The 13,369-nt window shown below is 47.3% G+C and carries 12 protein-coding genes; 4 read left to right on the forward strand and 8 right to left on the reverse strand.

Annotated elements, in window-relative coordinates; all coding sequences use genetic code 11:
- Positions 1-16: 16 nt before the first annotated feature.
- The 3 genes from OXH39_11895 to OXH39_11905 all read right to left on the reverse strand — a co-directional run bounded on the left by OXH39_11895 (position 17) and on the right by OXH39_11905 (position 5,086).
- Positions 17-535, reverse strand: a complete 519-nt coding sequence (locus OXH39_11895) for a hypothetical protein (protein MCY3551153.1) — start codon at positions 533-535, stop codon at positions 17-19.
- A complete protein-coding gene (locus OXH39_11900; protein MCY3551154.1) occupies positions 522-2,036 on the reverse strand; it encodes a hypothetical protein in 1,515 nt (504 codons plus the stop codon). Before OXH39_11900 ends, OXH39_11895 begins: the two co-directional genes overlap by 14 nt.
- 191 nt (positions 2,037-2,227) lie before the next feature.
- The gene (locus OXH39_11905; GenBank protein MCY3551155.1) at positions 2,228-5,086 is read right to left on the reverse strand and encodes a TonB-dependent receptor; all 2,859 of its coding nucleotides are present in this window, start codon (positions 5,084-5,086) and stop codon (positions 2,228-2,230) included.
- A gap of 225 nt (positions 5,087-5,311) precedes the next feature.
- Between OXH39_11905 and OXH39_11910 the strand changes: the two genes are divergently transcribed.
- The 3 genes from OXH39_11910 (at position 5,312) to OXH39_11920 (ending at position 8,230) form a co-directional block, all read left to right on the forward strand.
- Positions 5,312-5,887 (forward strand): SEC59/DGK1/VTE5 family protein, encoded by a 576-nt coding sequence (locus OXH39_11910; protein ID MCY3551156.1) that lies wholly within the window; start codon positions 5,312-5,314, stop codon positions 5,885-5,887.
- 256 nt (positions 5,888-6,143) lie between these two features.
- Positions 6,144-7,265 carry an ABC transporter ATP-binding protein gene (locus OXH39_11915; GenBank protein MCY3551157.1) on the forward strand — a complete coding sequence of 374 codons (1,122 nt, stop codon included), beginning with the start codon at positions 6,144-6,146 and terminating at the stop codon, positions 7,263-7,265.
- 164 nt (positions 7,266-7,429) lie between these two features.
- Positions 7,430-8,230 carry a Cof-type HAD-IIB family hydrolase gene (locus OXH39_11920; protein ID MCY3551158.1) on the forward strand — a complete coding sequence of 267 codons (801 nt, stop codon included), beginning with the start codon at positions 7,430-7,432 and terminating at the stop codon, positions 8,228-8,230.
- A gap of 61 nt (positions 8,231-8,291) precedes the next feature.
- Here the strand turns inward: OXH39_11920 and minE are convergent, their stop codons facing one another.
- The 4 genes from minE to larA form a co-directional block, all read right to left on the reverse strand.
- Positions 8,292-8,564, reverse strand: coding sequence for a cell division topological specificity factor MinE (gene minE, locus OXH39_11925; protein MCY3551159.1), 273 nt, complete (start codon positions 8,562-8,564; stop codon positions 8,292-8,294).
- Between the two features lie 11 nt (positions 8,565-8,575).
- Entirely contained in the window at positions 8,576-9,370 is a 795-nt protein-coding gene (gene minD, locus OXH39_11930; GenBank protein ID MCY3551160.1) for a septum site-determining protein MinD, read from the reverse strand.
- A gap of 17 nt (positions 9,371-9,387) precedes the next feature.
- Positions 9,388-10,059 carry a hypothetical protein gene (locus OXH39_11935; GenBank protein MCY3551161.1) on the reverse strand — a complete coding sequence of 224 codons (672 nt, stop codon included), beginning with the start codon at positions 10,057-10,059 and terminating at the stop codon, positions 9,388-9,390.
- Between the two features lie 84 nt (positions 10,060-10,143).
- Positions 10,144-11,409 carry a nickel-dependent lactate racemase gene (larA, locus tag OXH39_11940; protein ID MCY3551162.1) on the reverse strand — a complete coding sequence of 422 codons (1,266 nt, stop codon included), beginning with the start codon at positions 11,407-11,409 and terminating at the stop codon, positions 10,144-10,146.
- A gap of 459 nt (positions 11,410-11,868) precedes the next feature.
- Between larA and OXH39_11945 the strand changes: the two genes are divergently transcribed.
- Positions 11,869-12,252 carry a hypothetical protein gene (locus OXH39_11945; GenBank protein MCY3551163.1) on the forward strand — a complete coding sequence of 128 codons (384 nt, stop codon included), beginning with the start codon at positions 11,869-11,871 and terminating at the stop codon, positions 12,250-12,252.
- Between the two features lie 7 nt (positions 12,253-12,259).
- Here the strand turns inward: OXH39_11945 and OXH39_11950 are convergent, their stop codons facing one another.
- Positions 12,260-13,327: a nucleotidyl transferase gene (locus tag OXH39_11950; GenBank protein MCY3551164.1), complete on the reverse strand. Its 1,068-nt coding sequence runs from the start codon at positions 13,325-13,327 to the stop codon at positions 12,260-12,262.
- Positions 13,328-13,369: the final 42 nt, after the last annotated feature.

The following is a 13,369-nucleotide window of genomic DNA, read 5'->3' on the forward strand; positions in this document are numbered from 1 at the left end:
CGTGCTATATCAGTAATTAGTCTTCATAACTCAGTAGCTTATATCTGTTGTTTTTAACAACTACCGAGCCGAGAATCTTCAATTCCCTCTGTTCACCAGCGGCATTCTGTAATGTCAAAACGGTTCCACGCAAAAGTTGGAACCCCTCATAAGTCTCCTGTGGTCGGTCAAAGCGGATGTCAACAAACTTCAGGTTGTGCCCTCCGAAGTGAGCGATCCACTTTCTCATACCTATATTGCACTTTTTATTTAGATTTGACCAAGCAAAATCGCCTGGAAAATTGTTGGGTGGACGGCTTGCAGGGAACGCGGGCCAAATCCAATCAAGATACTCCTCGCGTTGCACACGTAGGCGGTCCAACTGTTCGATATCTTTTCGATTGAGTGCGTCTACAACTGCCAGACCAAGTTGGCATGGCGAGTCGAGACTATTTTTCCAATCCGATTTCTCACATCCGACTGAACTGCTGTAGATAAACAGTGTCGTTAGAAGGATGTAAAATGTGTGAACGGTGCGTTCATTACCTCTGCGCACTCGTTGTCCATCCTGTGGTCCAGTTGTTGCTTGGGCTCACGCCACCGACGAAGTCAACTTGTTCAAAGAAACCGTCACTTGGAGGATTCGCAGGTGTTACGGCTTTCGCGCCTGCGCCAGGTGTGAAGTTCGGTGCGGACTTATTGAATGGTGCTACCAAGCGTGGATCAATTTCTTTATTGTTGTTGGCGGCTGCAAAACCGGCTTCGTCGAAACCATCGTCGTCTTTTTCATCGCCGAAATTGCCTTTTCTATTTTCAAAGAAGATACTGTTTTTAACAACCAGTTTCCCACCCGTTGCTTGCGCGTGGGTTGCTTCATTGTTGATATCGAGTCCGACTTTGTTAAATCCGATAACGATGAAGTTTGCGAATGTGCCAGCAGCACCTTCGCGAATCAACATACCGTTATCGCTTTCCTGACCAGCAGGATCACCGACGAGTGTCGCGTTGTAGATAGTCGCGGCGGAACGTGGCGTTGCCTCGTTATCTTTACTGCTGTTATCGACTTCAAAGCCGTTGTCTGCATCGTCGCCATACTGCTGCACGACGAGGAACTGCGCCTTACCTGTCCAGCCATCTGTCCAGTCAAAGGAATCGTCGCGGGCACCGGTAACCATGACATATTTAAGGTTGACGGTACCGCCGAACATCTCAACGCCATCATCTTGGTTCATGTGTACTTGGACGTGATCCACGACAGTACCGGATCCAACACCTTGGAAGGCGATGCCGTTCAATTCGTTATCAGGACTGAATTCGATACCCGCATACTCGACACGAACATAGCGGAGAACACCGCTGCTGTCGGTGGGATCGTTTCCACCGAACGCGCCTGTGTCGCCTTCGCCGAAAGTTACGCCTTGGTTCGTTGGGGCACTACCGTTGATAATCAGACCACCCCACTGTCCTCGTGCGCGGGAACCTTCAAAGGCATCACTCGACATAACAATGGGAGCAGATTCTGTGCCTTCCGCCATAATTTTAGAGCCTTGGGCAATGATAAGTGTACCGTTGGTTGCCTGCTCTCCGTAAATTTTGACACCCGGCTCAATGGTTAATATTGCGCCATTTTTGACAAACACTGCGCCTCGTAACAGGTACTCGTATGTTTCAGAAAGGTGCCAGTTTGGACTATCAGGTTCGCTCAAAAGTGAACGTAACTGGCGTTCATAAGACAACTGGTTCAGGTCACCCTCCAATTCCTGACGCGCATAGGCAGTGAGGTTTTCATCTTTGAGGATAAGTTCGATGTTCTCACTGAGTTGACTGAGTTCACTGTCGGTCCTCGCGGTGAGGTTACCCTGCAAAACGACCACTTGGTGTCCGTCAACATCAAGAACTGCTTCTTCAAGGATAAGTGCTTCCCCCGTTTCATTGCTGCCGCAACCGACAAAAGCCAACGCAATACTGACCGTGAAAATCGCTATCAACAAGAACACCCAACTCTGATATATACCCTGTGTTTCAGTGGATGCGGGGGCACCCGCAATGTTTAACATTAACTAATCCAACTCCGTGTTTATTTGTTATCTACGCCTAACCGATCCTACGGTCAGGCATTTATGTTGTTGTAAATTACTTTTACAATTAAGGATACTCGTAAATTGTTGCAAGAAAATGACAATATTATGATTTTTTTATACTTTGCAGATTTTTCTTCCTGATCGCTGACTGCTGATGGCTAATTCCACTACAAATTGTAGCTTATTCCAAACGAGAACGATCTACCGAGCTTATACTCAAGATAGGTTGCTTCTCCTATCTTGTAACGGACGTAGGGGTCAATCAGGTTTTTCGCCGAAATGCTGAATTTGAAGTGATTGGCAACCGTTCGGCTGAAACTCGCGTCCAACTGCCCACGTGGTTGCTCGTAAACATCCGGTGCTCCGTGATTACCTACCTCGGAGAGCCTACGCCCAAAGATATTATAGGCAATTGCGCTGGAAATACCCCAGTTGGGATCTTCAAAACCGATGGAGACGTTAACGATGTAAGGACACTGTCCTTGTAGTGGACGTTCGGAGGAGGTCTGAATACCAACATCTTCCGGTAAAACCACTTGTGAGGAAATCAGTGCAGCGTTTGTGTTGATGGAAAATTTACGTAATGTCTCTGTGAGGATGCCTAAATTCTGGCGAGCTTCTAACTCCAAACCGTAATTGTTAGCACTTTCGGCGTTTTCATAGGTGATTCGGACTTCTGCCTGGGGTTGGACGATCTGCTCGATCGGTTTTTGGAACCGTTTATAGAACACACTTACCGCCAGAATGCCGCCTATCTGGGGAAAAGTTTCCCAACGGAAATCGAAATTGTCGATCTGAGTCCGCTCCAAATCAGGATTGCCAAGAATCGTTCTACCGCCGACGAAGTCTGTAAATTCAAAAGGCGCGAGTTCCCGAAAATCGGGGCGTGTAATCGTGCGAGATGCTGCGAGGCGCAGATTCATCCGATCTGTTAGGCGATACGTTACATTCAACCCCGGCAGCCAATCGAGAGTTTCCAGACTCGCTATAAGCGGTCTTCCTGAGGCAGAGAATGGATCGTAGGTGGTAACCGTTTGATCCGAAGACTCCAATCGGACCCCGGTCATGACCTGCCATTTTGCGGTAATCGGTAGATCGAGCATCAAGTAGCTTGAGTAGATATTGTGGTCTGCAAGATAGTTATCCGTAGAGCGAGTGGATTCCCGCAATTCAAAGACACGAGGGGCTATGTTTTGCGTTTGGAAAAGGATTTCAGGTGGATCGGATAGATTGACGGTAGCGTCTACTTGGTCAGCAGGTAGGAATCTAAATCTACGTACGTCAAACGTCCGCGCCCGATCTCGCAAGAGTCCACCGAATTTGAAGAGACCTTCGGCACCAAGTGGAATTTTCCAATCAACCCGTGCGTTGTATTCATCGTCCTCAAGATCAAAGAAGAACCGACTACCGCTATGTGTGACATCACGGAAAGTGTATGTTCCATCGCCTCTATCTTCGTAAATATTTTCACGCGTGTCGGGTTCATCGCGTGATGCACGAGAATAGGTCAGTCGCCACTCCATAGAGACATCGGGTTGTTCTGGGCCTTCTTCTGTAGTTTCCAATGCGGGCGCGCCAAAGTTAAAGTCGTGCATTCCTGCGAGTTGTCCGGAGAAGAGTTGGCGTTCAACGTATCGGAGGCGGAAACTCCGCATATCTGTGTTTCTATCAGCGTTGAAGCCCTCCCATGTTCGCGTTTCGTCTTCAGCCGTGTGTGTGAAAAGCGTCTTTATGCTGAGTAAGTGTTGTGGAGAGAAACGGAGACTGGTATTTAGGACGCTCCCCCAATCCACTTCGTTACCACTCCGTTCAACGTTATACGAAGTTACAGGTGAAAGCGTCTCGTTCAAACCGATCCGGAAGGCGTTGCGAACCTGTGTGCCGTAACTATGACTATTGCCGTAAGAGATTACACCTAAATAGCCGAACTCTTTACCGAGAATCTTGTTGCTATTACCGAGACTGAATTTATAACCTTGGTTGATTGGTATGGATTGTCGTTCTGGCGACCAGACATTGGAAAACGATTGACCGAACTCCTGAATTTCTTTGGGGGTGAATCCTAAGGGTGTAAAACGCCCTCGTTCACGAATTGGTACGTCTGCTGCTCGATTTTGGACAATGCTGGGCAAATCGCGCGAACCGTCGTCAAATCCTAAGAAATCCAAATCGCCACCCGGGTATGTCAAGCCGTCTGCTCCTGTTGCTTGTGTGTTGAAACCGCTTGACATTGACAGGGACATTGTGAGTTCTTCTGGGAAGTCTTTGGTGAACACTTGAACAGAACCGCCAGCAAAACCGCCCGGCTGGTCGGGGGAGAAGGTTTTGACTGTCTGTAGACTCGCGAGGAGGCTTGCGGGGAAAATATCCATTGGCACAACCCGACGGTTCGGCTCAGGACTCGGAATTTCAACATTATTAAGTAGTGTATTACTGTAGCGTTCTCCGAGTCCGCGGACGAACACATAACGTCCACCAACAATGCTGACCCCAGTCACCCGTTTAATAGCCTCACCGGCAGATGAGGCGGGGAGACGGCTAATTTCTTCTGTGCTGATACTATCTTCAATTCGTGAGCTGCGCATCCGCTTTTCAAGAAGACCGCGCTCACTGGCTTGGCTCAGTCTGACCGGTAATTTGATTGCATCAAGTTTTACCACTTGCGGTGTCAGTTTGACTTGAAGTGTTTCCGGTGTCGCGTCTGTGCTCACCTGAACATCGGTAATGACATAAGTATTATAAAATGGTGCGCTTGCGTGAATCTTATAGGTGCCGCTCGGCAATTCCAGTGAAAACGCACCTGTCTCATCCGTTGTGGTTTGAATCTTGGTATCGGCAACCCGAATGGTCACCTCTGGTATCGGTGCCTCGGTGTCGTTATCTACAACGGTACCCGTTATTTTGACGAGCTGCTGTGTTTCATGGTTATCAGCACCTACCTCTCCGGGTGCGATTCCTGCGCCAAGCACCAAAAGCAATGAACAGATGCGAAACCATTTCCCCAAAGGTGGAGCTTGCAAACCCATGTTAAGAAATCCTCTCCTTTTGCTTCATTATAGAACGCGCAAATGGTGTTCCGTCAACGTTTCTATTCCCAACACTATTCCAATGGTAGGAAAATTGTAATCCTCAAATGCAACAAAAGTGTGTTATTTTTTTGTTAAAAAATAGTAGTTATCAGTTATCAGATTTTCTTGATATTTTCTCCTGTAAGTCTTATAATAATTATTAAGGACAGGCGACTCTGTTGTATGGAAGGTGAATTGGTGCTACGCGAACTGCTTCGGAAAAGCATTCATTTATCGGGACTTACCCTACCGGTTATCTATCTCTTCTTGGATAAATCGACGATGTTGGTTTTAATCGGGATATTGACCGGATTCGCGCTTGCCGTGGAATTGGTGAAGTGGCTCTCTCCACCTTTCGGCGATTTCTTTTTCCGAATTTTCAAACCTCTCCTCCGCACACATGAGCGCAAAGGCGCGATAACGGGTGCAACCTACTACCTCATCAGTGCTTTCTTGTGCATTTTCTTTTTTGCTAAGACGCTCGCTATTGTTTGCATTTTTTTCATGATATTGGGGGATCTCGCAGCTGCATTGGTGGGTAAACAGTGGGGTAAAACAAAACTCCTCGGCAGAAAGAGTTTGGAGGGGAGTGCTGCGTGTTTTGTTGTCTGTGCCGCTATCGCTTTAGTTAAGTTGAATCCTGTTATAGCAATCATCGGTGCCTTGGTCGCAACAATCGTGGAGCTCATTCCGTTTCCTATTGATGATAACCTCACAGTACCACTTGTTTCAGGAGCGGTGATGCATTTCCTGATGTAAAGTGGCAGTCAGCAGTCAGTTCGGATTTTTTCTCCGAAAAAATCCTTTCAGTTTTCAGTCACAAGAGCTGCTGAGTGTTTCGGAGTTCTCATTTATAGTAAAACCTGCAATTAATTAGACATTATGGAAGGGCGAGGTTACAAACCTCGCCAGCGGTGGTGAAGTGTTTTGTGTTTCCCAAAGTGCCCTCTTATTTTCGGATTTTACTATAAACTGACAACTGATAACCGATAATTGATAACTGACAACTCATATTATGGCGCACATCAAACTTGAGAATATTGTAAAACGTTTCGGCGATGTCGTCGCTGTCAAGGATTTTAACCTTGAAATTGAGGACAAAGAGTTCGTCGTCTTTCTCGGTCCCTCCGGCTGTGGCAAAACCACAACGCTCCGCCTCATTGCTGGCTTAGAAAACCCTGAAGAAGGCGACATCTTCATTGATGGACAGCGCGTCAACGATCTCTCGCCTGCGGATCGCGACATCGCTTTTGTCTTTCAATTCTACGCCCTCTATCCACATCTGAGCGTCTACGATAATATTGCTTTTCCACTCAAAGCGGTGAAGGTCTCAAAATCCGAAATTGACACGCAAGTTAAGCGGGTCGCCGAGATTTTACAGATATCCAATATGCTTGATCGGAAGCCGAATGTGCTTAGTGGGGGTGAGATGCAACGCGTTGCACTTGGGCGTGCAATGGTGCGTCAACCGAAAGTTTATCTCCTTGATGAACCTATGGCGAATTTAGATACGAAGATTCGCGTTGATACGCGTGCCGAAATTAAACGGCTCCAACACGAAATCGGTGCGACAACCATCTTTGTAACGCATGACCAAGTCGAAGCGATGTCCCTTGCGGACAGAATCGCAGTTATCCACCAAGGTCTGCTACAGCAAATTGGTACGCCACACGAGGTCTACAACAAGCCGGAAAGTCTTTTCGTAGCAGGATTTATGGGAATGCCGACCATGAACCTCCTCGGGGCAGAGTTAGCCAGTCAGGAAGGCGAATCTGTTCTCCGTCTTAGCCACACTGATGTTCATCTTCGCCTCTCTCCAGAACGACAAGCACGTATCAGTTCAGTTTCACAGGAAAATGGCTTGGTATTTGGCATTCGACCTGAGCATATCACAGCCGCGAATCAACCGAATGGACAAAGCATTCCTGCTCATCTGCATCTCGTTGAACCCCTCGGTCCTGTGAACATCCTTGATATCCGTCTCGGGACGCACCCAGAGACACAGGAGCCGATCCTACTTCGGGTTAGGACACACCCGACATTTCAGGTCGCAGTAGGGGATAGGGTTTGGTTAGATTTTAGCGAAGAAGAGATGCATCTCTTTGACCGAGAAACAGAACAAGCAGTTTGGCGGTAGTTGTACGGAGGCGAGGATACAATCCTCGCCAGCGGTGTGTGGGTTTCGTTAGAGTGAGGATACAATCCTCGCCAGCCGGATGTGGTTGATAACCAAGGGGCGAGGGTACAAACCGCTTTGCTGAAGCGTTTCTTTAACCAACCGTAGGAGCAAAAAATCAAAAAATGAAAATACCGTGTCGCTTGGCGGCTTTCGACTTAGATGGGACACTTCTAAATAGTGAACATAAGTTAGCAGCAAAAAACCGCGAGGCTCTTCAGGCACTCGCGGCGAACGATATTCTTGTCGTATTAGTATCTGGAAGGATGCACCGTTCGATTCAGCCGATTAGTGATCAGATCGGACTCGAAAACCCTATCATTTCTTACAACGGGGCGATGGTACGACATGCGACCACCGGGGAGGTGTATCATCACACTCCTGTTCCCGCAGATTACGCGATGGCAGTTGTCAATGACTGCATCGAACAGAATTTACATCTGAATTTCTGTTTGAACGACGAACTTTATGTCGCTGAACGGAACGCGTGGAGTGATCTCTACGAAACACGAACGGGTGTTCCAGCTACACCTGTCGGCGACCTGCGCGAATTAGCGGGTGAAACACCGACGAAGATACTTCTTATCCACACACCCGAAAAATTACAGCCACTCTTAGAAAGTTTTCAAACCAATTATGCGGAGAGACTTTACGTCACGCAGACCCAAGCAGAATATATTGAGTTTATGAATCCAACGGTTACCAAGGGACGCGCACTAACAGCCCTCGCCAATCAATTCAACATTCCAATGAATACGGTTGTTGCTTTTGGCGACAGTTACAACGATGAGAGTTTACTCAAAACAGCCGGATTCGGCATAGCGATGGCAAACGCAGTTCCACCAATCCTTGCTTGTGCCGACCATATCACAACGACGAATGATGATCACGGGGTCGCAAAAGCCGTAAGGGAATTGATCTTATAATGTCTTCGTGCTGTATTCCCGCAGCTTTGTTTTCGACTCTTACAACTTTATTACCAGTTGGTTATTGACCTGCATTCATGTCGTGGAACTTTTTGTAAGGAAAGTCCGCAACAAGTACATAGGAATTTCCCTTCTGTTTCAAGGACACCTGAACAGAGTTGACCGAAAATTCAAAATACTTTGCCAGCACCTCTGCTAATTCATTGTGCAACCTTGTCATAAAGCGATCATCAACATCCATCCTATCTTGTGTAATGACAAGTTTCAAGCGTTGTTTGGCGATATTACTGGATTTGGGTCTTCGCCCGAATAGTTGTTTTATACTTATATTCATCGGGGGACTCCTTATCTCTTCCGTGTGAACCAGTTTATAAGATTCGTAAGCAAGCCTTTATGCTCTAAGTCGGGGATCGGAATTCGTTGTCCGGTGAGTCGCCGTGCAATGCGCATATAAGCCTGGGACCCCGGTGAAGTGTCTTCGTACACTAAAGGAATCCCACGGTTTGTGGAAGTGATGACTCCACTATCTTCTGGGACAATACCGATCAAATCGATATTGAGGATGTCCAAAACATCGGCTTGATCCATCATACTTCCGTTCCCTACGAGTTCGGGCGAGAAGCGGTTTAAGATGAGATTGATCGGTTCGATTCTTTCGTTTTGCAACAACCCGATGATCCGGTCAGCATCCCGAATTGCGGAGACATCCGGGGTGGTAACAACGATGGCTTCGTCAGCACCTGCGGAGGCATTACTAAAACCGCGCTCAATACCTGCCGGGGAATCGACCAACACAAAATCGTGGTTTGCCCGCAATTTTTCACAAATCGCTTTCATTTGCGCCGGTTGGATGTCGTCTTTGTTGTTTTTCTGGGATGCTGCGAGTAGCATCAACCCATCAACGCGCCGATCTTTGACGAGAGCTTTGCTGAGTTCGCACTGCTTTTCGATGACATCCATTGAAGTGTAAACAATTCGACTCTCAAGTCCCATGACGATATCCAGATTCCGAAGCCCGACATCTGCATCGACAACCGCGACTGTTTTACCGAGAAGTGCGAGTGCTGTCCCTAAATTGGCAGTAGAGGTTGTTTTTCCGACACCTCCCTTTCCTGATGTCACTACGATTACTTTTCCCATAGCCGGGACCTCCTTTGTTAAAACTTAGCGAATTTTTCAACAATAATTACGTTTTCCACCCCAACGCGCGCGATTTCTGGGTAACCTCGGGGTTTTTGGCCAATCGGTCGGCGATTTACGAAGTCACCAATTTGAAGTTGGACAGGAATTAAGTCCATCGCGATAACTACGGCGGATAACCTACCATTCATTCCTGCGTGTGCGTTCCCGCGGAGGGCACCGAGCACAACAATATCTCCACCCGCTCTGACTTCACCGCCCGAATTCACATCCCCGTAGATAATAAGGCTTCCTTGTGGATAATCTTCTGTTTGTCCCGAGCGGATCGTGTAGGGTACAATCCTTGCGGGTTCGTTATCGCGACTGTCCTGCACCTCTGCTATTTGTGAAATAGTGTGGGTCGTTGGCGCGGCGGCAATAGGCGGAGTGGGCTGTTCATCAAAGGATTCGATGCTCCGCACTGTCAGATTATAGGTCTCTTGGAGTTTAGATCTTAAGTACGCTATCTCCTCCTCTTTCAGGGTTGGACACTTAAGATCAATCTGCACAGATGCCCCAATTAAAGGACGATTCATCCGGGACATTTCTTGTTGAATAGCTGCTTCAACTTCCGTGATAGACAGGTGAGGCCTGATAATCAGGTGCAAGCCATCCCTATATGCTCTGAGTGCCACAATGGAGTTTGCCATTTTGCTACTTTCGCCTCAACTTTTACATTATTAAGGCTATTTCCTCAGTCGGTGCGACCTTTCAATTGCTAATTCTATTTGCTATTAATTCCCTGCCAACTTTGCTAAAACATAGGGCCCTTCAGGAATCACTGCGATTTGGGCATCTTCTCCATATAGCGTTAAGAGTTCTTCAACGCCTTCTTGTGCACTTTTCAAGGGATGCACGAACAGTTTTGCGCGTTGATGATAGGGAATTCCATCGGTATAGAAATAGATATCTGCCTTCCGTGCAACCTTCGCCAATTCTTCCAATTGCCACTGATCGATGACAAAGTTTGCTGGATTGTAAAGCCCTCGTACAAAAGCAGTTAAATCATCCGTTTTGAAAATCAGATCTGTGAACGGTTTGCTACCAATACCCTCGCTACATGCTGCGACAAGCAGAATACTACCCCCCTGTTTTACAATCTCGACGGCAGTCAGTAAACCTTTGATTGCTTGATAGAAGGTTGTATCTAACGGGTAGCCCGCGCTCGAAACGACAACGGCATCTGCTGCGACGGGTAAGGTAACCTTGGCGTGTTTCTCAACAAACGCCGCCCCGACACGGTGTGATTCGACCAGATCGCCCGCGAAAACCCCTGTGATCCGACGCTGCTTATCAATTGCGACGTTCAGGTTGAAATCAGCCCCCGCCATCAGCGCGATTTCTGTGGCTTCTATATGAAATGGGTTTCCCTCCAGAATCCCAACAGCTGATTTCGGATGCTCCATCAGTTCGGGACCGTGCATCACCTTCATTGTCTCAACTGAGGCGATTCCTGGACAGATTGCCTTCCTACCACCAGAATAGCCTGCCATCAGGTGAGGTTCGATTAATCCGGTGGTAATTTTCAGATCCGCTTCAAGATAAGTCTTATCAATGTGGACTGGGGTGCCGTTCTGTGTTTTGCCTAAATATGCGTGCATCTCTGGTTTCTGTGAAAAATGGTTGACAATGCGATACGTCTTCATAATATCGCCTCCAACCATCGTTTCGAGTTCTTCCGCATCGTTGGGACGGTGGATACCGGTCGCAATGAGGATCGTAATTTTTTCGCGTGGAATGCCGGTTTGTTCAAGTATTTCCAACATCGGCGGAAGAATGACTTTGTTAGGCACGGGTCGCGTTATGTCAGAGATCACAATACATGCTGACGCTCGACCTTTTCCTATCTCAGCCAAGGGTTGTGAGGCAATAGGTTGCGCAATCGCCTCCCGAACGGCTCTGACTTCGTCTGGCAGCGGAGTGCTTTCCGAAATTTCGAGAACCTTGGCTACATTTTTATCCGGAATTTCGATGGGTAAAATTCCGGTGCCGTATCTCATTTCCACTTTCATGTTGGAAGATTAACCTTTCAGTCTAATTGCACGCGGTGTGGATACAAGTATACCACTAAATAAAAACTAATCCCTATCAATATTATACCAATTTTTTATAAAAAATGCAAATTTATTTTGTTTATGTTAATTTTGTCAAAAAATAGGGCGACCGGATGTTACTTGAGGCATATATTATTTTTTCTCTGGATCGCCGAGGACACGGAGAACGCGGATTTTAAGATGTCCTCCTGTCAGATCATGACTTCTATATGGGGGTTGAAACCCAGCCTACAAAAGTGTGAAAGTCGTTAATGCCAAAAACTTTACACACCGGTAATTCAGAGACTTGACTTTTTTGACACAACATGTTAAAATTTCTGAACAAAACATGCATATCCAACGGATGAAATTCTTAAAACGGATTGCGGACAAAAATTTACGATTGAAACGGAGAAAAAGACTGATATGCACCGCATTGAAATTACCACCAAACCTAACGGCGCGGGACGCAATTGGTTAGAAGTTGGACATTTTGAAATAGACGCGCTTGGTCGCAAACAGTGGGTCAAAAAAAACGTGCCGCATCAAGAATCAAAGTTAACCGTTGATAGGCAGTATTCCCCCCGGGGTGAAACGATTGACTGGATCGTTATTATTCCTGAAAACTACCCGTTTACACTCGTCAAGGTTAACTATGATCGGCTCAATCCGAAGGAACTTGAGGTGCTTTGGGATCCGGATGCAGCAGCGTCGCAATCCGAAACCGACCGTGAAGAAAAAATTAAACGCGTCTTTGAACTCGCCGATGGTAACGATGAACTTACCCAGCTGCTAAAGGAGCTGCTCTAACTTTCACCTACCATCCGTACCGTTCCGGTCCCCAAGGTTTCGTCACCAATTCCTGTTTCGCCATTATCATTGTTTTGCTTGGAACATCGTCGTACAGAATCACGCCGGGGCCTACAACACTGTAGGAGCCGATGCGTCTACCGGGCATAATTATCGCATTAACGCCAGTGCGGCAATAATCCCCCATATAGGTGGCATTTGCTCCGTAAGGTGGAACTTCGTAACGTCCTTCTACTTGCATTGGTGTATCTTTATCGTCGAATCGGAGGGTGCCACATACCGTCGCCGCGCCGATATCGGTCGCACATCCGAAAACGCCGGACATCTCACAGTAGTGATAGAGATAAACCTTGTCAAATAGGACACCTGCCATCTCGGCACCGTGCCCAATAATACATCGGTTGCCGATGGCACTGCTGCCGACATCGCAATAGTCACTGATCCTGCACTGGTCTCCGACGAAAATATTTCCGTGTAGAATGGCACCGTTCGTTATGTTGTTGTTCGCGCCTGCGATGAGAGTGCCGTTAATGACGACGCGGGGACCAATCACAGAGTTTTTTCCTAAAACGACGTGTCCATTAATTTCAGCGGCATCCGAGATTGTGGCACCTGTCGCAATCTGATCTTCTGTGACCAGTTTTGCAAGGTGGTCAACCAAACGTTTGTTTGCCTCTAACACATGCCACGGCTTGTCAACGTCAACAAAGAAATCTTCTGCTTCAACCGTCAACACTGTGCGTCCATCGTCAACCATGAGTTGCATAGATTGCGCGATTTCGGATTCTGGGGGCGGCATCCCACCGACAGGGACCCGTGTAACGATGCCGGGGTTTCTTAAGAGATAAGGTGTTACAGTGGGACGAAAGGCGTAGACCCCACAGAGTCGGTGTGAACCACCACGCGGGTGTCCCTCAATACCGGTAAGTGTTGAGACGCTTTTGCCCTCTGATTCCGTTGTGCCGACACCGGCACACAGCCAGTCGCTTGCGTCTTCATTACCGAGCGGTTGCACCAGTGCTGCCGCTTCCGCATTATGCAAATAAACCCCATTAATTAAATGAGGGTGTTTCATAAATCATTAATATTCTATCGAAAGACAGTTTTAATGTGTGTG

This window comes from Candidatus Poribacteria bacterium, from assembly GCA_026702755.1.
Taxonomy (GTDB): Bacteria; Poribacteria; WGA-4E; order WGA-4E; family WGA-3G; genus WGA-3G.